General features: G+C 47.4%; 16 protein-coding genes. 7 read left to right on the top strand and 9 right to left on the bottom strand.

What is annotated here, in order from left to right; translation table 11 throughout:
* Window positions 1–73: 73 nt before the first annotated feature.
* From ACO6UX_RS12670 to ACO6UX_RS12690, 5 genes are all read right to left on the bottom strand, one after another.
* The gene (locus ACO6UX_RS12670) at window positions 74–562 is read right to left on the bottom strand and encodes a hypothetical protein (RefSeq protein ID WP_422448113.1); all 489 of its coding nucleotides are present in this window, start codon (window positions 560–562) and stop codon (window positions 74–76) included.
* Window positions 563–896: 334 nt separating this feature from the next.
* Window positions 897–1640, bottom strand: coding sequence for an IS21-like element helper ATPase IstB (istB, locus tag ACO6UX_RS12675; RefSeq protein ID WP_422444680.1), 744 nt, complete (start codon window positions 1638–1640; stop codon window positions 897–899).
* An 11-nt stretch (window positions 1641–1651) separates the two neighbouring features.
* Window positions 1652–3181: an IS21 family transposase gene (gene istA, locus ACO6UX_RS12680; protein WP_422444748.1), complete on the bottom strand. Its 1530-nt coding sequence runs from the start codon at window positions 3179–3181 to the stop codon at window positions 1652–1654.
* A gap of 206 nt (window positions 3182–3387) precedes the next feature.
* Entirely contained in the window at window positions 3388–3741 is a 354-nt protein-coding gene (locus tag ACO6UX_RS12685) for a hypothetical protein (RefSeq protein ID WP_422448115.1), read from the bottom strand.
* A gap of 190 nt (window positions 3742–3931) precedes the next feature.
* Window positions 3932–5287, bottom strand: coding sequence for a transposase (locus tag ACO6UX_RS12690; protein WP_422444684.1), 1356 nt, complete (start codon window positions 5285–5287; stop codon window positions 3932–3934).
* A gap of 292 nt (window positions 5288–5579) precedes the next feature.
* On the opposite strand from ACO6UX_RS12690, the gene ACO6UX_RS12695 reads away from it, so the two are divergent.
* From ACO6UX_RS12695 to ACO6UX_RS12710, 4 genes are all read left to right on the top strand, one after another.
* Complete coding sequence (locus ACO6UX_RS12695) at window positions 5580–7739, top strand: ankyrin repeat domain-containing protein (RefSeq protein ID WP_422448117.1); 2160 nt, start codon at window positions 5580–5582, stop codon at window positions 7737–7739.
* Between the two features lie 172 nt (window positions 7740–7911).
* A complete protein-coding gene (locus ACO6UX_RS12700) occupies window positions 7912–9132 on the top strand; it encodes an ankyrin repeat domain-containing protein (protein WP_422448119.1) in 1221 nt (406 codons plus the stop codon).
* Window positions 9104–9598, top strand: coding sequence for an ankyrin repeat domain-containing protein (locus tag ACO6UX_RS12705; protein WP_422448121.1), 495 nt, complete (start codon window positions 9104–9106; stop codon window positions 9596–9598). The genes ACO6UX_RS12700 and ACO6UX_RS12705 overlap by 29 nt, the downstream gene beginning before the upstream one ends.
* 119 nt (window positions 9599–9717) lie before the next feature.
* A complete protein-coding gene (locus tag ACO6UX_RS12710) occupies window positions 9718–11073 on the top strand; it encodes a transposase (RefSeq protein WP_422444684.1) in 1356 nt (451 codons plus the stop codon).
* A gap of 591 nt (window positions 11074–11664) precedes the next feature.
* On the opposite strand, the gene ACO6UX_RS12715 is transcribed toward ACO6UX_RS12710, so the two are convergent.
* Together ACO6UX_RS12715 and ACO6UX_RS12720 are read right to left on the bottom strand one after the other, a co-directional pair.
* Window positions 11665–12255 carry a hypothetical protein gene (locus tag ACO6UX_RS12715; RefSeq protein WP_422448123.1) on the bottom strand — a complete coding sequence of 197 codons (591 nt, stop codon included), beginning with the start codon at window positions 12253–12255 and terminating at the stop codon, window positions 11665–11667.
* Between the two features lie 1021 nt (window positions 12256–13276).
* Window positions 13277–13477 carry a hypothetical protein gene (locus tag ACO6UX_RS12720; protein ID WP_422448125.1) on the bottom strand — a complete coding sequence of 67 codons (201 nt, stop codon included), beginning with the start codon at window positions 13475–13477 and terminating at the stop codon, window positions 13277–13279.
* Window positions 13478–13736: 259 nt separating this feature from the next.
* Here ACO6UX_RS12720 and ACO6UX_RS12725 point away from each other — a divergent pair, with 259 nt between their 5' ends.
* Complete coding sequence (locus ACO6UX_RS12725; protein WP_422448127.1) at window positions 13737–16037, top strand: Rho termination factor N-terminal domain-containing protein; 2301 nt, start codon at window positions 13737–13739, stop codon at window positions 16035–16037.
* Window positions 16038–16717: 680 nt separating this feature from the next.
* Here the strand turns inward: ACO6UX_RS12725 and ACO6UX_RS12730 are convergent.
* Entirely contained in the window at window positions 16718–16852 is a 135-nt protein-coding gene (locus ACO6UX_RS12730; RefSeq protein WP_422448129.1) for a hypothetical protein, read from the bottom strand.
* Between the two features lie 139 nt (window positions 16853–16991).
* On the opposite strand from ACO6UX_RS12730, the gene ACO6UX_RS12735 reads away from it, so the two are divergent.
* Both ACO6UX_RS12735 and ACO6UX_RS12740 read left to right on the top strand, forming a co-directional pair.
* A complete protein-coding gene (locus ACO6UX_RS12735; protein WP_422448131.1) occupies window positions 16992–17195 on the top strand; it encodes a hypothetical protein in 204 nt (67 codons plus the stop codon).
* Window positions 17196–17358: 163 nt separating this feature from the next.
* Window positions 17359–17985 (top strand): hypothetical protein, encoded by a 627-nt coding sequence (locus ACO6UX_RS12740; RefSeq protein ID WP_422448133.1) that lies wholly within the window; start codon window positions 17359–17361, stop codon window positions 17983–17985.
* 189 nt (window positions 17986–18174) lie between these two features.
* Here ACO6UX_RS12740 and ACO6UX_RS12745 read toward each other — a convergent pair whose 3' ends face one another.
* Window positions 18175–19338 (bottom strand): ankyrin repeat domain-containing protein, encoded by a 1164-nt coding sequence (locus ACO6UX_RS12745; RefSeq protein ID WP_422448135.1) that lies wholly within the window; start codon window positions 19336–19338, stop codon window positions 18175–18177.
* Between the last annotated feature and the right edge of the window lie 102 nt (window positions 19339–19440).

Raw genomic sequence — 19440 nt, forward strand, 5'->3', positions numbered from 1 at the left:
TTCTTACGCTGCTTTGTCACTTTCTACCTCGTCATCAATGGCACTATTGTGCTTAACAAGGTGTCCTAAGTCATTAAACCACTTCATTAGCTGAATGGAATGACTGAAGATAACGCGCTCTGGCGATCACAGCCTGCTCTTTAGCTTCTTCCTTGTTGGAGGTTTGTATTTTGATTCTTTGGTAGATCTTTTTATAGATCTTTTGTCCCTCGGCGTAAGCGAGATCTGTCAGGTAGCGCTTCCTTTCGCGCTCTTTTTTGCGCTCGGCGTAAGCGAGATCTGTCAGGTAGCGCTTCCTTTCGTTCTCCCTTTTACGCTCGGCGTAAGCGGGATCTGTCTGGTAGCGCTCCATTTGGCGCTCCCTTTCGCGCTCCCTTATACGCTCGGCGTAAACGGGATCTGTCTGGTAGCGCTCCCTTCGGCGCTCCCTTTCGCGCTCGACGTAAGCGGGATCTTTGCGAAGTTCCCTTTGGCGCTTTCTTTTGCGCTCGGCAAGTGAAGAACGGCCATCAACATTAACTTCTGCCCGGGTTGTCTGGTTATCACGTGTAGCCTGGTGCATGTATAACGGATTAACGACAGCAACTGGCCGTAAATCTTGTGAACTATGAATTCCGGCAGGAAGATTAGTTAACTGTAAACCTGAATTTGTATGATTCGCTGTTGTGTGCTCTCTAATTTCAAGCTCGTCCCACATTATTAGCTGCTGAAAGGGAGTACCTGGTGTTAGTAATAATGGATTTTTAACGTGTTCATACTCATTCTGGTAAGGAACATATTCATCAAGAATGGATTGTGGTATCTGCATATTCTGGTAAACGTGAACGCTAATTCTGGTAAGCGTGAACACCTCCGCTTACCCAAGCACTGCCCTCCTTTATTTGTAGCCTGAGTGTTCACGACCCTCCAGTTTTGGTCTGATTTTTTCTCATGGACTTTCCCTTGAGTTCCAACCGGTGGGCGTTATGAATCAGCCGGTCCAGAATGGCATCAGCCAGCGTCGCGTCACCGATGCTGTCATGCCACTTCGATACCGGTAGCTGGCTAGTGACGATGGTAGAACTCTGGTTATGCCTGTCATCCATAATCTCCAACAGGTCATTGCGCTGGCTCTGGGTCAGGGGCTCAAGCCCCCAGTCGTCCAGTATCAGCAAATTGACTTTCGCCAGTTGCTGCAGGAGCTTGCTGTAGCTGCCATCACCGTGAGCAATGGTCATGGCTTCCAGCAACCGGGAGGTCCGGTAGTAGCGCACACTGTAACCGCGCAGGCAGGCACTGTGGCCAAAGGCGCAACTAAGCCAGCTTTTGCCAGTTCCACAGGGTCCGGTGATCAGCAGGTTCTGGTTTTTGCTCAGCCACTCACCCGGTATCAGTGAGGCCATCTGGGAACGGGTAATCCCCCGGGGCTGCTCATAATCAATATCCTCCAGGGTGGCTGCCAGTTTGAAACGAGCTGCTTTCAGTAACCGGGCCAGTCGTTTGTTGCTGCGGTCCGCGTCCTCCTGGTCAATAAGCAGGGCCAGCCGCTCTTCGAAGCTGAGCCCTTCATAGGTGCCGGGTTGCTCACTCTGCAGGTTCAGGGCATCCGCCATGCCTCCCAGGCGCAGGCTGCGAAGGCGAGTCAGGTTTTGATTGATCATGGTCTCGCTCCTCACTGGTAAAAGCTGGCGCCGCGAATGTTTTCATGGCTTCTGGTCACACGATCATCGTCGCTGGTTTCTGCCTTGTTCAGCGGGATTTTGTCTAATCCGGACTGGAGGATCGAACGGACATTAGCAACTCGCCGACCACCGGTGTTTCTGGCCCGGTGGCAGGCCGCATTCAATCGGTCAGCGCCGTATTCACGCTCCATGTTGAGCAGTCCAAGACAGGCACGGTAAGCCTGTTCCGGATGCTCTTTGCTATCGAGCAGTTGCTGAGTAAACCACAGGACGTCGGGGCCCAGCTTTTTCGCCCAGTTCAGGAGTCGTCCCGGTGTCCACTGCTGCTGTTTCTGGTGGCGCTCTGGCATATGCTCTGTGCGGGTGGTGAAGCCGGTTCCCCATTTGCGGGGATGGCTGGCTACCGGCTTCCCCTTGTAGAAGATCTGCACCAGTTGCTGTCCTGCCCGGATTTCCACCTGCTCACGCACCAGCTGATGGGGCACTGAGTAGGAGTGGTTTCCATACTGCACGTGGTAGTCAATATTGACCCGGGCATACTTGAATTCGATGTATTCAAATGCCTCCCGGGGTAAGGGCCTGAGCGCCGGTTGATCCAGCTGCTCATACAGCGTACGACGGCAACCGGGTTGCTGCTTGAAAGGTCGGTTGTTGAGGTCTTCCAGCAGGCGTCGTATTTCCTGGTTCAGCTCCGCCAGCGAGAAGAACGTAGTATGGCGCAGGCGCATTAATATCCAGCGCTCAACGACCTGCACGGCGACCTCTACCTTTGCCTTATCTTTCGGCTTGTAAGGCCTGGCAGGCATGATGGAGGTGCCAAAGTGTTCGGCCAGGTGCTGGTAACTCCGGTTGATCTGTGGCTCGTAGCGGCAGGCTTTGGATACTGCGCTGCGCAGGTTATCCGGAACCAGCAACTGGGTCACGCCGCCAAAGAACTGAAACGCCCGGGCCTGGGAGCAGAGAAAGTCCTGCAGGCCCTGGGTCCAGCTGGCTTCAGCATAGGTGTAGCTGGATGCCCCCAGCACGGCAACAAAGATCTGTGCTGGCGCGGTTTCGCCGGTTTCACGGCTGACAATGGGGACGGTCAGACCCGCATAGTCGATAAACAGTTTTTCGCCGCCCCGGTGCTCCTGGCGCATGGAGCGTTTCTGCTTTTTGCGCCACTCATTGTAGCGATGGCAGAACTGGGCATAGCTGTAATGGCTGTGGGGGTAAACGTCACAGTATTCCTCCCAGAGCACCTGTTTGGTCATTCCCTTTTGCTTGAGGGAACGGTGAATATCGATCCAGTCAGGATCAATCAGCCCTTGATATCGGCGGTTAATGGCTTCAGGAGTGAGCTGGTTGATCAGTGACGTATCGTCCATCTCATTCGGCAGTGGCCAGCTCAGCCCGGATTCACTGAACAGGTTCAGGTATTTGGTGATGACACCCGTGCTGATTCTGAGGCTGACAGAGATCTGTCGGATGGTTAACCGGCACTCGAACCGGAGTCGCAAGATGTCCCTGATTTTACGCATTGGTAACCTCGTTTCCATTGGCATGGCCGCTGCTCCTTTTGATTGAGAGTTAAGGGGAGCGGCACAAGTTGAACGAAATCAATGCTTAAGAAAGGGAAATAGTTACGTTACCGTTACGATTCTGGTGTCGTGAACATGAATTCTGGAGTCGTGAACGCGATTCTGGAAATCGGGCAAAAATGTTCACGATCAGCCAGAATCCATGTTCACGCCTGGCCAGAATTCGTGTTCACGCTTTGCCAGAATGAGCGTTCACGATTAGCCAGAATATGCAGTATCTCTTGAATACCTGCTCCAGAAGTGTTTTCTGCATCGAAGTCTGTTAGAGATTCGATATTATATTTAATTAATGAATTAGAATAATCAGATTCATTCTGATATGTATCTAGTCCGCTATTGTAAATAGAAACAGGGTTCAGCACTCGAACTGGTATGCCTTGATAAACAGGCTGCTGTTCGGTGGCACCAAATTGCAGTTCTTGATCTACTAAACCTAATGCGCTGGACCAAAGATAAAAAAAAGAAGCATCATATGAAGGTAATTGATTGGCTTGATACATCGAATTATTGAATTGTTGAATTACAGCTTAAGACTACGCCTTCTCAGCTACTCCCGATGAATACACGTCAGCTGCCACAACCAGAAAACTGACATACTCATAATTTCTGAAAACACAAGAGAACCCTCAACTTTCGCTGCTAAGAAAAATAACTATCATCACCCTGAAAAATTCTGGCTATCTTGCCAAATCATGATGTGTCAAAAGCTATCTTTTGTGCTTTAGCACCATGGGCAATGGCTTTAAACAAACTGTCCCAGCTATCAATCATTAACGTGAGAAAGAAGCTGGTGATTTTCCTCCATAATCGCTTTCGTGTAGGCTTCTTTGGTTTATTTAAAGCCTGCTGAAATTTTGGACAAGAAAATTCCTGAATCTGATCAACCAGGAATGCGAGAAAAGTAAGGTAGGCGAAATTCGTAGCCAGATGTTTTTCGCCATGACCGTAATTGTGTTCAAGTTGATAGCCTTGATTTTTCAGGGTATTAAACGTTTCATTTTCAATGCGCCATCTACAACGGCCTCCTCGCATCACGGATTCAACGGTATCATCGGTTAATTCAAGATCAGTTACCCAGCACCAGACATGCTGGATCCCTTTTTTGTCGATTTCAATGTAATCCAGAACATTAACCCGCTCTGTTTCATCCTGAAGATTGAGGGGGACGTTATTGGCGTAGCGGAATTTATGAGTCGTGTTATTTTTCTCATCAACGATTTTGTGGTGATGAACCTGGCCTTCGTCATAAAGGGCATTCATGGCCTCAATAAGCGACACATGGTTACCATCTTTGGCCACGATAATATAGTGCCAGCCATGCTCTCTGATCAGAGCAATGGTAGGGTTGTCCGCATATAGACCATCCAGAAGAATCACCAGTTTCAGGCGTGGATGGTCATGTTTTGTCTGCGCCAGAAAACGTCTTATTGCCGCTTTTTCACAATCATTTTTTGTGGAACCATCCTGTCGGCAAATTGCTTCCGGCGCTAAAGGAATGACGGTTTTTCTGGAAGGGTGGACAATACAGCCCCCCATAATATTGTGGTAAAAGGTTTCACTTTTTTTGCCCTCGTTTTTAATGCAGCAGTCATCACAGCGGCAGGTTCCCGAATAAAAGAGACCCGTACCATCAATAGGAAGCAGATAAAGATCTTTCAACTTGCCACATTCGAATGCATAAGCTTGCAGAGCACCATTGCGCTGAACGACAGAAAACAATTCTTTAAACGGCGTCTTCAACCCGAGTGGATTAACCGGGTCAACAACCTCTCTCATTCTGGTATCGGAGGGAACTTTGCCATCTTTTACGTGATAGAGCTTTTCAAGATTATGACAGCAGATTTCATCAAGCCGCTCTTCATCAAACCCTAATAGTGAATCGAACTTTTGATGCATCATCGCAAAAGCAGATTTCAGAAAGTTAGGAAAGGGTATCACGCATTTATTTGGACGATGATCTGGAATGCTGTCGAAGCATTCTGATACCTTTTTTATCAAGTAAGAAGCACTGAATTGCCTGACATTTTTCTGAATAGCCGTACCCATGACTGACTCGACGACAATGATTGAGTAATATGCAATTTTAGTCGAAGAATTGTGCGGGCATGATTTTTTTACCTCTTCTGTATCTCTCGTGGCTGTAGTGCTTCAGGATTCATCGGGAATTACTGACGCCTTCTTGTAAAAGTTCCTCTCTTTCACAACTCATTCTTTATTTATCAGTTATCAGTCACTTTTTTAATACATTAGTTCCATATAAAAATAATTGTCCGGGGGGGGATAAAAAAGGGGAAATAAATGTCCAACGGTACTGTTAAAACTGAATTGGGATCAAAAAATGTATGGTGCAGTTTCCAGTCCTGATGGTCAGGGTGCATTCATCGGCACATCCTCCGACAACAAGCCTTCTGGCCATGATGCCACCGATAAGTCGTCAGCTCCTGTTCTTCCTGTCTTGCCAAAAGAGACGTCCCCTGCCCACAGCCCTGCCTCCGCCACTGCCTTGATAGAAAGAACCATCGCACCATCAGGGCATCATAGCCTACAGCCCCTGCCGGAAAACTGGCAATGGCAATTGGTGTCTGGAATTTTGAACGGAGAAATTGATGCCATTTCAGCATTGCTTCAACAGAGTGTCGATGTGAATTGCGACCTCTCCAGCCAGCTTGCGACATTGGATCAGCAACCTGTCAACATTAGCGGGGTAGCCCCCTCAATTGCCGCCCAACTGGCCAGGGTTTTTAAGCAAGAATCGCAATACACCCCACTCCGGCTGGCCGCAACAATTGGCAATCCTGAATTGGTAAAGCTTCTGCTGTCTTCGGGGGCACATCTTGAGTGCAGTAACCCTCTCCATGCACCACTGACAGGAGCTGCCGCTGCCGGGCATCGGGAGATAGTCCAGATTCTGCTGGAGCATCATGCCGAAATACAGGCTGGCAGCACCACAGGTGTCAATTCGCCACTGTACTGGGCCATTAAAGGTGGCCATCAGGATCTGGTGGCGTTGCTGGAACAGAACGGTGCCCGTTTGCAAATCGGTTGCCCGGGCAGGGGTGCCCCGATTCACCATGCCGCCAAAGTAGGATCCTCCAGAGTCGTGGAGTATCTGCTCAATCGGGGCGAGGACATTGATAACCAGAGTACCGGGAAGCATACCCCGGTTTATGCCGCGGCATTCAACGGCCATTTTGAGCTGGTCAGGTTACTGCTTGAGCGAGGCGCAAACAATAGCCATGGTGAAACCGGTGAAAATACCCTGATCTGGGCAGCCTGTTACAGCGGTAGCCTGCAAACGGTCAAATATCTGCTTGACCAGGGGGCGGACATCAACGCCGGTTGCGGGGACTTCGACGCCATCAACAGTAATACCTGCCCCTGGAAAAAAACCTCCCCTATTGAGGCTGCTGCCTATTCTGGCAGTTGGCAACTGGTGGAGTACCTGCTTGAGCGTTATAAGCTGAGAATTGATGCTCCCGGCCTTGGCACCGCCCTATTCCGCCACGCTGCTGAGGGAGGCAAGGTGGTGATGATGGATTATATTGCCAGCAGGACAACCATCAACATTGATGAGAAGGGTTACTATTCCCCGATCTCTTCCGCAGCCCGCAGCGGCTCCATCGCAGCGGTGGCGTGGCTACTGGACAAGGGCGCAGACATTCACGCCCACTGCCGAGGCCATCAATCCCCAATATGCCAGGCCTGCGCCTGGGGGCACTTTGAACTGGCCAAATCCCTGGACAGCAAGGGCGCAAGACTTCAAGGTACTGGGTGGGGTTCGCCACTCTATTGGGCGGCCAGCGCTGGCAGTATGGATATCGTGGCATACCTGCTTGACAGGGGCGTCAATGTTAATGCCAACGATAGCGGGCGCACTACGCCTGTCGTCGAGGCCGCAGCGCAAGGGCACCTTCGGCTGGTCAAATATCTGGTACATAAATCCGCAATAATTGAAGCAGACCTTTTGCTCAATGTCGCCGCAAACGGAGGTCATTGCCCCGTATTGGAGTACCTGTTTGAAAATAAGGCGATACTGCAGCATATCAAGCCGTCACACATCTCTATGGCACTCACTGAAGCGACCTGTCGAGGCCAACTGAACGCAATAAAGTACCTGCTCGGCGCATTCAAGACCCATTTCAGTGCTAACCCCAGGCCTGACATCTCCGACCTTCTCTGGTTAGCGGCACAAAGAGGCACTATTGATGTGGTGAAGTATCTTGTTGAGCAGGGGGCTGACGTTAATGTGGAATGCCAGAGTCTTGGCAGCGCACTCTGGACTGCATCAGAGTCTGGTCGTCTGGATACCGTCATGTACCTGTGTCAACAGGGTGCCAACATTCACTACTCCAACCCGGCTGAAAATGCGGACGTACTTTCCATTGCCAGGCAAGGGAACCATCAGGAGGTGGTTCAATTCCTGCAACAACAGATTGCAGCAGCAGTTCCTGCCGGAAGCCCGGAAGCGCTTATCCTTGATGAGTCAAAAAATGAGTGAAATGAAAGTTTGGGCTAATGAAGCCAAAAAGTTTCCCTATCTTTACTGCCAAGGAATCAGTCACTTTTTTGATACATTAGTAGTTCCATATAAAAATAATTGTCCGGGGAGGGATAAAAAAGGGCAGATAAATGTCAAGTAGGTTTATAAAAACTGAATTAGGATCAAAAAAATGTATGGTGCAGTTTCCAGTCCTGATGGCCAGAGTGCATTCACCGGCATATCCACCGACAAAAAGCCTTCTGGCCTTGATGCCACCGATAAGTCATCGGCCCCGGTTCTTCCTGCCTTGCCAAAAGAGGCTGCCCCTGCCCACAACAGCCCTGTCGCCGCTACCGCCCTGAAAGACCGAACCATCGCGCCATCAGGGCAGTATACCCCTACGCCCCTGCCGGAAGACTGGCAATGGCAATTGATGTCTGGAATTTTGCATGGAGAAATTAACGCCATTTCAGCATTGCTTCAACAGGGTGCCGATGTTAATTGCAACCTCTCCAGCCAGATTGCGACATTGGATCAGCAATCAGTCAACATTATCGGGTTAGACCCCTCTGTTGCCGCCCTACTGCCCATGGCTGTTGAGAAAGGATCGTGGTACACCCCAATCTGGCTGGCCGCATTGGCTGGCAATCTTGAAGTGGTAAAGTTTCTGCTGTCTTCGGGGTCACACCTTGAGGCCAGTAACCCTCTCCATGCACCTTTGTCAGTAGCAACCGCTGCCGGGCGTCGGGAGATAATCAAGTTTCTGTTGGCACATCATGCCGACATACAGGCTGGCAGCACCACAGGCGTCAATTCGCCACTGTACTGGGCCATTAATGGTGGCCACCAGGATCTGGTGGCGTTTCTGGAAATGAACGGTGCCTATCTGCAAATCGCTTGCCCGGGCAGGGATGCCCCGATTCACCATGCCGCCAAAATGGGGTTTTCCAGAATCGTAGAGTATCTGCTCAATCGGGGCGAGGACATTGATAACCAGAGTACCGGGCAACATACCCCGGTTTATGCTGCGGCAATCTGCGGCCATTTTGAGCTGGTCAGGTTACTGCTTGAGCGAGGTGCAAACAATAGCCATGGCGAAACCGGTGCCAAAACCCTGATCTGGGCTGCCTGCCGCAGCGGCAACCTGCAAACGGTCAAATATCTGCTTGACCAGGGAGCGGACATCAATGCCGGCGGCCCGGACATCAACGCCATCACCCGGAAAGGACACCACCCCATCGAGGCTGCGGCCTATTCTGGCAGTTGCAAACTGGTGGAGTACTTGCTTGAGCGTTATAAGCTGAGAATTGATGCTCCTGACCTTGGCACCACCCTATTCCGCCGCGCTGCTGAGGGTGGTAAAAAGGTGATGATGGATTACATTGCCAGCAGGGCTGGCCATCAACATTGATGAGGAAGGTTATTATTCCCCGATCTCTTCTGCAGCCCGCAGTGGCTCCATAGAAGCAGTAGAGTGGCTACTGGACAAGGGCGCAGACATTCACGCCCACTGCATGGGCCAGGAAACCCCAATGTGTCAGGCCTGCGGCCGGGGGCACTTGGAACTGGTCAAATTTCTGGACAGCAAGGGCGCAAGACTTCAAGATGCCGGGTCGGGTTCGCCACTCTATTGGGCGGCCAGCGCTGGCAGTATGGATACCGTGGCATACCTGCTTGACAGAGGCAGCAAAGTCAATATTGATGTAGTGAAGTACCTTGTTGAGCAGGGGGCTGACGTTAATGTGGAATACCAGAGCCTTGGCAGCGCACTCTGGACTGCATCAGAGTATGGTCATCTGGATACCGTCATGTACCTGTGTCAACAAGGTGCCAACATTCACTACTCCAACCCGGTCAACAATGCGGACGTACAGTAATTCCCGATGAATCCTGAAGCACTACAGCCACGAGAGATACAGAAGAGGTAAAAAAATCATGCCCGCACAATTCTTCGACTAAAATTGCATATTACTCAATCATTGTCGTCGAGTCAGTCATGGGTACGGCTATTCAGAAAAATGTCAGGCAATTCAGTGCTTCTTACTTGATAAAAAAGGTATCAGAATGCTTCGACAGCATTCCAGATCATCGTCCAAATAAATGCGTGATACCCTTTCCTAACTTTCTGAAATCTGCTTTTGCGATGATGCATCAAAAGTTCGATTCACTATTAGGGTTTGATGAAGAGCGGCTTGATGAAATCTGCTGTCATAATCTTGAAAAGCTCTATCACGTAAAAGATGGCAAAGTTCCCTCCGATACCAGAATGAGAGAGGTTGTTGACCCGGTTAATCCACTCGGGTTGAAGACGCCGTTTAAAGAATTGTTTTCTGTCGTTCAGCGCAATGGTGCTCTGCAAGCTTATGCATTCGAATGTGGCAAGTTGAAAGATCTTTATCTGCTTCCTATTGATGGTACGGGTCTCTTTTATTCGGGAACCTGCCGCTGTGATGACTGCTGCATTAAAAACGAGGGCAAAAAAAGTGAAACCTTTTACCACAATATTATGGGGGGCTGTATTGTCCACCCTTCCAGAAAAACCGTCATTCCTTTAGCGCCGGAAGCAATTTGCCGACAGGATGGTTCCACAAAAAATGATTGTGAAAAAGCGGCAATAAGACGTTTTCTGGCGCAGACAAAACATGACCATCCACGCCTGAAACTGGTGATTCTTCTGGATGGTCTATATGCGGACAACCCTACCATTGCTCTGATCAGAGAGCATGGCTGGCACTATATTATCGTGGCCAAAGATGGTAACCATGTGTCGCTTATTGAGGCCATGAATGCCCTTTATGACGAAGGCCAGGTTCATCACCACAAAATCGTTGATGAGAAAAATAACACGACTCATAAATTCCGCTACGCCAATAACGTCCCCCTCAATCTTCAGGATGAAACAGAGCGGGTTAATGTTCTGGATTACATTGAAATCGACAAAAAAGGGATCCAGCATGTCTGGTGCTGGGTAACTGATCTTGAATTAACCGATGATACCGTTGAATCCGTGATGCGAGGAGGCCGTTGTAGATGGCGCATTGAAAATGAAACGTTTAATACCCTGAAAAATCAAGGCTATCAACTTGAACACAATTACGGTCATGGCGAAAAACATCTGGCTACGAATTTCGCCTACCTTACTTTTCTCGCATTCCTGGTTGATCAGATTCAGGAATTTTCTTGTCCAAAATTTCAGCAGGCTTTAAATAAACCAAAGAAGCCTACACGAAAGCGATTATGGAGGAAAATCACCAGCTTCTTTCTCACGTTAATGATTGATAGCTGGGACAGTTTGTTTAAAGCCATTGCCCATGGTGCTAAAGCACAAAAGATAGCTTTTGACACATCATGATTTGGCAAGATAGCCAGAATTTTTCAGGGTGATGATAGTTATTTTTCTTAGCAGCGAAAGTTGAGGGTTCTCTTGTGTTTTCAGAAATTATGAGTATGTCAGTTTTCTGGTTGTGGCAGCTGACGTGTATTCATCGGGAGTAGCTGGCGGACGTACTTTCCATCGCCAGGCAAAAGGGCCATCATAAGGTGGTTCAGTTCCTGCAACAACAGCTTAATGCCAACCCTGCAGGAAGCCCTGAGGGCGATGAGTCAATGAATGAGTGAAATGTAAGATGGTGCTGATGAGACAAAAACTCATGTTATTGAATAGAAATTAACACTTCAGTTTCTTCATTAGCCACAGAATCACCTGGATAAAATTGTTGCTGAAAATAATCTCTCAGGATTGGCAAACCATACAACGCAATTATTGAACCCACTAACAACAAAAATGAACGACTTGAAAGCAATTCAAGAAAAGCTTCAGGTATTGCCTCAAGACACAACTTCAAGAAATCAGTCTCAGTCAGAACTGCACTTGCATACTCATAAGAAATGCCGAATTCATTGGCAAGTTCAATAACAACCAGGTTGACCTGACCTTTTCCCGTCAGTGGTAAATCACCTGAGTTTTAGCTGAATTGACTGACTGACGATACTGCTTTTTGCGCTCCCTTTGACGCTTGGCGTAAGCGGGATCTTTGCGACGCTCCCTTTGGCGTTCCCTTTCGCGCTCGGCGTAAGCGGGATCTCTGCGAAGCGCCCTTTGGCGCTCCCTTTGGCGCTCGGCGTAAGCGGGATCTTTGCGAAGCTCCTTTTGGCGCTCCCTATGGTACTCCCTTAGGCGCTCGGCGTAAGCGGGATCTTTGCGAAGCGCCCTTTGGCGCTCCCTTTGGCGCTCGGCGTAAGCGGAATCTGTCTGGTAGCGCTCCCTTCTGCGCTCTCTTTCGCGCTCCGCGTAAGCGGGGTCTTTGCGAAGCTCCCTTTTGCGCTCCCTTTGGCGCTCCCTTTCGCGCTCGGCGTAAGCGGGATCTTTGCGAAGCTCCCTTTGGCGCTCCCTTTGGCGCTCCCTTTGGCGCTCAGCGTAAACGGGATCTTTGCGAAGCTCCCTTTGGCATTCAATATGTGAAGAATTTTCATCAATAGCTTCTTCGGCTTGAATCGCAGGAGATATATATTGTTGAAGATGTTCACTTTTCAATCGTGGGGTAATAATCGCAATCGACGCTGTGGATTTAGAGAAATTACCAATGCCATCTTGATTAGGAATTTGAATAGGTGGATTAAGTTTAGTATCAACATCTGTCGAGTTTTGCGAGGTTGATTGAACACCCTTTGTTAAGGAGTATATCGAAAAAGTATTATTTTCAGGGTCATATTCTGCAACCTGATAATTTTCCAGTGGTATAGCTACTGGAATTGCAGGAGAATCTTTATAGCTAGTTTGATTTTGTACAGCGAAATCTTTCAACCATTTTTTTTTAGGATTTAAATATCCTTGATTATCTGAACTTGTAGTTTGGTCAGTCATGTCATGCTTAGTTACAGGTTGTCCAACTTCAGTAACCATTCGGGAAAAAGCCTGACCTGTTGCACCAGATTCAGCTAAAGGCACGCCCTGAATATTAGAAAGGCCTTTAGAGGCTGGACTTAATTGAGAAGAAGCTGGTCTATCCATTGAATTAATGAATTATCTAATTAAAGCTTAAGACCATGCTTTCTTATAAAAGTTCCTACCTTTCGCCACTCATTCACTATTTATTTATGTCAACCAAGGAAAGCTGGGGGTCAGAAAGCCGGGGGGGCAGGTCTTTCTTATTGACGCAAAACCAGGGAAGCCGAAACTGGCTTAGGCCTTTCTTTTGAATGGATTCAAGACCTAATGGAATGGTCCGCCCCGTTCCCAAAACGGCTTCAAATGAGCCAAGATAGAAGATAGAATGAGTTTTGCGGAACACCATTCAGAATAAGAAACGGAGCGAACCACGGGCACGCAAAACAAATCAGGAACTAATCAAAAAGGTCAGGTAGCTTTCCTCGGAATTGATCTGAGTAAAAAGAGTTTCCAGCTACATGGTGTTGATGCCAAAGGTCATGTGGTTATCAAAAAGAAACTTACATCGCAAAGCACTCTTGCCCTTTATAATAACACGCTCTTTTGAGCAACCAACCACCACGTTCGTTATCCCTGCCCACCGAATCTGGTGAGATCGTCTCGCTATTCAACGCAGGTGCCTCAAGCAGCATGCCACTTTGAAGTGCGCTATCCCAAGTTTGCCTTTCGAGCTATCCGGGAAAGCTGTAACCACCTCATCCGGTGTGATCCATCGGCCTTTCAACGGCAGGCCCCTCAGGCAACACTCCGCTTTGAAACGCGCTACCCCCAGTTTGCCTTCCGGACTATCCGGGAAAGCCACAAACACAGTTTCCGGCGAGGCATGCAGGCCAAAAATGGGGGGCCTATTTCCTGTCCTGTTCCTGCTTAGGTGTCCTATTTCCTGCGCAGGTTAATCCTGCTCCTCTACTACTTGTCAAGATTCCACAAATAATAAATCAGTTTTGATGTTATACATCAGATTCGTCGACATATTATATTCTGTGAGCACGGATTTTACTGACGAGACTATTTTTTTGACAGGCTCCTATTTTTTTGACAGGCTCCTATTGATTTGGTGAATAATTATGATCTCCTCGAAGTGTAATTTATTTCATTCTGAATATGCATCCTCAGTTACCGGGGATAGTACGTCTGAAACGCTTGACACTCCTTCACAAAGAAAAGGAGTTCCAGCTCATCCTGCTTCTGATAGTCTTTCAACGCGTACTGTAGAGCCTGAAGTTACTACTAATCACCTTGGCTCTCCAGGCTTTAGCTCTGTTTTTTTTGATGCCAGATCTCAGGAATATCTCCTTCTTGTAAAAGCTATTCGTGTTTTGGAAAAAGGTCCGACGTTTAATGATGAAAAAATTGGTTCTGTTTCCAGAAAAAAAATGACCGTTTCTCAACTTAGGCAAATAAAGAATGACTTAAAAGTTGAAAATCTTTTTAAGTTAAGACAGCTGGAGCTTATTACAAACAAGATCTTTTCTCTTACATTAGATTCTAAAGAAGAAATAAGACAACAAGACATTGCTAGTCTTCTTGAGATATTGTCTGATTTTTACAGCCCTGATCATTTTATAAATTGCATGTTATGTATTATGCAAAAAGTGTATGGAGAACATTTTAAAGCCATGAACGTATGCAGGGCTACGTCCATCACGGCTGCGCTACTCAACAAGGCTCAATCTATGAAATTACCAATAACTGTTGCCGCCAAGCATGAGATTGGAGAAATTGTCGAGCTGATTTTCAGGATTGTACTTAGCAAGGACGATATGGGGAAGATATCATCTTTCCCACAATGGTATTCAATTTGGGAATCGTATTTTACGTTAAATATTATCTGCAGCTGCATTAATGTTGATGGCAGTCATTATTGTGCACCCTACTTTAGCCCGGAGCTACCGGTAAAAGTAGCTTTGAAATGTTTTGGTCAATTGCCACACTTAAGTGAAAGGGAAAACGAATTTCTGCAGATGAAAACCTATGGGGGTAAGCTTGATGTAATCAAGATTCAGACGTTACATTTCAATTTGCTGATCGGAAAAGAGGTTAACACGGAACTGGTGATTTCCTACGTAAAAGAGAGTTGTCAGATATTTCAACATAAGTCAGTCATTAGTGTTTCTGATGATTTTGAGCGTTATGGGCTGTTGCAGTTGTTGCATACTGCAACAGTTTGTGTATTAGAAAAATCTGAGCACGATGCACGACGATTAATTGAATGTTACGAATACTTTTCCTTTATGCAGCCTTCAGCAGGTGTATTGAAAAACTATATGCAGGCCAGATGTGAAGAAATATACGGTGCTGTTGATACAGCCAGCTCTATTTATCAGTCCCTGGTCAGTGGAGAAAATCAAGTTCCGGTATTTGAAGAATTGATTCGTTGCCTGGAAAAAATGGGTGATAACGAGGCGGTATATAATGCCTGTATAAATGCCGCGGATTATTACAGAGATAAAGGTATTAAATGGAGAGAAGAGTTCTATGAGCACAAGGCTGTTGCTACGATGATGCTCATGATCAGGATGGATGATCTGAAGAACGTTGATCAATCTCCAGGGCAAGATGAGGTGGATGTCAGCGTTGATATTAAACCACAAGCTAAAGTCAGCCGCAGTAAACCGCAGCAAGGTAATAGAAAAAACAGACTTAAACGGGGGACAGACGCTCGTACAACGGGCTCTCGACGTAGAGAAAAAACAGAATCTGCTCAATCCTGCCATCCACCTTGCCCAACAGTAAAACTCAAAAAAGACACTGCTCATGCTGTGCATTCACGGACAGTGAAAACCGGTTCTTCAGAGCCCGCAAGCGAAAACAATGAGCGGGATTACTGGAGAGAGTTGAATGAGCTGTTTTTGGATTATTATCACGTTCCTCATAAATACCGGGATGCTGTCGAGCGTCTTTCCCTGGAAGCCTGTCAGTTTTTTCCAAATGATATATGGATTCTTCATTCTGCGGGTTGGGGCTTTCATCTTATTGGCGATGAAAAAAAAGCCGCTGAGCTGCTATTGAAAGGTCTGCGCCAGTATCTGAACCGTGATTACCCTGAGGTGAAAAGTTTTATACCTGTTGATATCTATGGCAGCTTTGAAGCAGCCCTGGATAAACTCAAGGTTCACCCTGACATCATGCCTGGCTCATCCGCAGGCCTCAATGTGGCCGCTTATTTAAGCTCTCTGGCGTATGTTTATCGGAATTTTGATAATCATTATGATGCGCAGATGCGTTCTTTGGCTAATTGGTTGAACCCCGCCAGGGAGGCCCGTAAAAAAGAAAAACTGCAGTTGGCTTTTACGCCAAAGGTAAATGTAATTACTGCGGAAGTTGGCCAAATTATCAAAAAGAGTATGGTTTTTGACCGTGTCTAACTCGCTTAACCCTTCCAGAAAGCAGGCGCAAAAACACAAGGGCGGTAATAATCTCAAGGAGGCTGTCCGAGAATAGACTGCACTACGCGGCAACTGCTCCTGCGTTGCTCCGGCTCCTGCATCCATGTAGTGGCAGAAAATTGGTCTAAAAATTCCGTTTTGTAAAAGCTGGGCGTCAGGTCTTTCTTCTTGACGCAAACCCAGGGAAGCCGAAACTGCCTTAGGTCTTTCTTTTGAATGGATTCAAGACCTAATGGAATGGTCCGCCCCGTTCCCAAAACGGCTTCAAATGAGCCAAGATAGAAGATAGAATGAGTTTTGCGGAACACCATTCAGAATAAGAAACGGAGCGAACCACGGGCACGCAAAACAAATCAGGAACTAATCAAAAAGGTCAGGTAGCTTTCCTCGGAATTGATCTGAGTAAAAAGAGTTTCCAGCTACATGGTGTTGATGCCAAAAATCATGTGGTTATCAAAAAGAAACTTACATCGCAAAGCACTCTTGCCCTTTATAAAAACACGCTCTCTCGAGCAACCAACCACCGCGTTCGTTGTTCCTGCCCACCGAATCTGGTGAGATCGTCTCGCTATTCAACGGCAGTAACCGGTGACCATGCAATGGCCCTAAGATTAAAGAAGCACCAAGGATGCATGAAGGTTATTTTTTACGACCTAACTCTAACCGGAATCAATATCCCCCACCCCGATACCTGCCGTTGCCTCCTTGCCCGAGGCTAACACAGTGCAATTCAGCGCGGTGGTGTTGGCAATCGTTTCAGATACAGCGCTAAGTAGCTGGCCATATGGAATCATATATTTCTGGCTACTTGGGCAGGTGCTATGCGAGGCACAACGGAGGGAGCATAGCCATAGCTATGTGACCGGAGTTGTAACGAAGCAGAGTGCCTGAACAAGGAGTCAGAAATATATGATTCCATATGGTTAGCTACTTATGTCTGATCAGGCCCGCCCCGACGCCTGCGCCTCCACCAGAACCTGTGGATTCCACATGACAGTTCACGGCTGTGGTGTTGGCAACAGTGGCCAGGTCAAGGAGCACCCGCCCGGCACCGATGCCTGCCCTGCCACCTTGACCGGAGGCTACAACAGTAGAGTTCACTGCGGTGGTGTCGACAACCGCACCAGCAACAGATAAAAAGAGACTGGGCAAGACAAAAAGCCCCGGAGCAAAAATGCTCAACAAACGGCAAGTGTAGTCAGGCTTATGGCATGAGCAATAATGATTTGAATTTTCTTCATGAGTTTGTGAACTTTCATTGTAAAAAAATACTCATAAGAAAAAACACGAGGAACTTACTATGAATTTATCTACTGTTAAGCCCAGTGATTTAACCACATCAAATACTGCTGCTTTCATTTCAGAGCAATCCTCAACAAGTGACAATTATCATTCATCACAAATATTTATACCAAAGGGTGATCAGCCATTTGATTTGCAAAGATTGCTTTCTAGCAGGAAAGTAATAAAAAATGATCCCACAGCTGAGTTGAGCATTAAACTTTTTGGCAAGAATTTTTTATCAGGGATCACAGTATTTTCAGATAAACCTGAAAATGCTTTTTGGACGTCTACTCTAACAAAAGAAACCACAACCGAAAAAAATACAACTGCCTGGATAGAATGGTGTAGAGTAAACCCTTCGAATTCTTTGTTAGGAAAAACTGCAGCTCAATTTCAGGTTTTAGAAACAGCAAATATATTCCATATTGACTCAAATGAAAAATATAAATGCTTATTAAAAGAATATCCTCATCCAGTAGTTCATAATTATGTAGACTGGGAACGTGTTGCCATTAATTTTGATGCTGTACATTGTACACAAGATTTTCGTATTCCCAGTTGGGATTGTGAATCAACAGCATGGTTCAATAAAGATAAATTAGTATTCCTGAAATCCCTGAATTCACAAGAAATTGACTTGTAATATGGCATCTGGAAAAGCTGGGGGCATTCTTCCTGACGAAAAAACCAGGTAAACAGAAACTGGCTTTGATCTTTCTTTTGAATGGATTAAAGCTTCAAGACCCGTTACTGGCTCCCAGCTCCAGAGTCAACCTCGGCCAGACTCTATTAGCACTGCAACAGCAGTGATGGTGTCAGACCTACCATATTGCTAATCAAAAATAAGGTTTCCCATCAAAGGCGCATACACATAGTCTTTGAGCTGTGGCTTATCCACCGGCAGCAGCGGCAGCAGCGGCTTCAGCGGCAGCATCGGCACCGATTTCGACAACGGTTGTCCCGTTTCTTTACTGTGTGCAACCAGGCGCGAGCGGATAGAGGCCCGGGCGCAGACCTGAAGTGATTGGGGTTGAAAATTATCCGGCTCATTATTCCGATTGATGTTGTCAAACCTGCCAGTCTCGGCCAACAGGACTTTCAAGTTGCGAATTCTGCCCTTGGCAAAATTCAGCGGTGTACACCTATTCCAGGCTCGCGCCTTACAGTTGGCACCCTCAGCCACCAATAGTTGTACTTTCTTGCCCGAACCACTTTTTGCTGCCAAATGTAACGGGGTCCATTGTGTGCAGTTGTCTTGCCTGACTTCAAGGTTAGCCCCCTCGGACAAAAGCAGCTTCAGATAATTCAAGTCGAAACAGTTTTCGCTAGCCGCATAGTGCAATGATGTCAGTTTATATTTATCAGCTGCATCAATATTGGCACCGGCAGCCAGAAGCACCTTGAATACCTCCAGTGTATCGTTTATGGAGATCGAATAAATTAGTGGCGTTGCTTTATTCATATCCCTGGCATCAATATCGGCTCCCCGGGCCAGAAGCTCTTTCGCAACCTCCCCGCTACCGGCTCTGTGCAGCGGAGTCCGGCCTGAATCAGAGCGGGCATTAACGCAGGCACCTGCATCGAGAAATACCTTTAACATCTCCAGATCGGCTTTAGAACAAGTCTGGAACAGTGGCGTGTTTCCGCAATTATCCCTGGCCTCAATATCAGCTCCCCAAGCCAGAAGCTGGTGCACAGTCTCCCCGCTACGGGCTCTATGCAACGGAGTTTGACCTGAAGGATTGCGGACATTCACGCTGGCACCCGCAGCCAGAAGACAGTTGAGAACTTCCGGTTTTTCCGAAGTTACCGCCAGAAACAGCGGAGTTTCGCCATACCGGCCCCTGGACTCAATATCAGCCCCCTGTTCCAACAATGTCTTCATCGATGCCAGGTCACCATCCTCGGCTGCCTTGAGCAGATTTTTATCGTCCGGGGACAGTTTCTTTGTTGCGCCCATCAAGACATTTTCAACGTCTCTCAACAGTGTAATCATAACTACTTCCAAATGGATTATCTCAGACAATCGTCGATAACCATGCAAACTGCCTTAACGGATATGGCAAACAGGTAACAGGTTGCAGATCAGGCACAAGGG

The organism is Endozoicomonas sp. ALB091 (assembly GCF_049310265.1).
GTDB lineage: Bacteria > Pseudomonadota > Gammaproteobacteria > Pseudomonadales > Endozoicomonadaceae > Endozoicomonas.

Coding starts and splice junctions, on each gene's coding strand:
- ACO6UX_RS12670 (WP_422448113.1), bottom strand. CDS start 562: ATGCACCAGGCTACACGTGATAACCAGACAACCCGGGCAGAAGTTAAT.
- istB (WP_422444680.1), bottom strand. CDS start 1,640: ATGATCAATCAAAACCTGACTCGCCTTCGCAGCCTGCGCCTGGGAGGC.
- istA (WP_422444748.1), bottom strand. CDS start 3,181: ATGCGTAAAATCAGGGACATCTTGCGACTCCGGTTCGAGTGCCGGTTA.
- ACO6UX_RS12685 (WP_422448115.1), bottom strand. CDS start 3,741: ATGTATCAAGCCAATCAATTACCTTCATATGATGCTTCTTTTTTTTAT.
- ACO6UX_RS12690 (WP_422444684.1), bottom strand. CDS start 5,287: ATGGGTACGGCTATTCAGAAAAATGTCAGGCAATTCAGTGCTTCTTAC.
- ACO6UX_RS12695 (WP_422448117.1), top strand. CDS start 5,580: ATGTATGGTGCAGTTTCCAGTCCTGATGGTCAGGGTGCATTCATCGGC.
- ACO6UX_RS12700 (WP_422448119.1), top strand. CDS start 7,912: ATGTATGGTGCAGTTTCCAGTCCTGATGGCCAGAGTGCATTCACCGGC.
- ACO6UX_RS12710 (WP_422444684.1), top strand. CDS start 9,718: ATGGGTACGGCTATTCAGAAAAATGTCAGGCAATTCAGTGCTTCTTAC.
- ACO6UX_RS12725 (WP_422448127.1), top strand. CDS start 13,737: ATGATCTCCTCGAAGTGTAATTTATTTCATTCTGAATATGCATCCTCA.
- ACO6UX_RS12730 (WP_422448129.1), bottom strand. CDS start 16,852: ATGATTCCATATGGCCAGCTACTTAGCGCTGTATCTGAAACGATTGCC.
- ACO6UX_RS12735 (WP_422448131.1), top strand. CDS start 16,992: ATGTCTGATCAGGCCCGCCCCGACGCCTGCGCCTCCACCAGAACCTGT.
- ACO6UX_RS12740 (WP_422448133.1), top strand. CDS start 17,359: ATGAATTTATCTACTGTTAAGCCCAGTGATTTAACCACATCAAATACT.
- ACO6UX_RS12745 (WP_422448135.1), bottom strand. CDS start 19,338: ATGATTACACTGTTGAGAGACGTTGAAAATGTCTTGATGGGCGCAACA.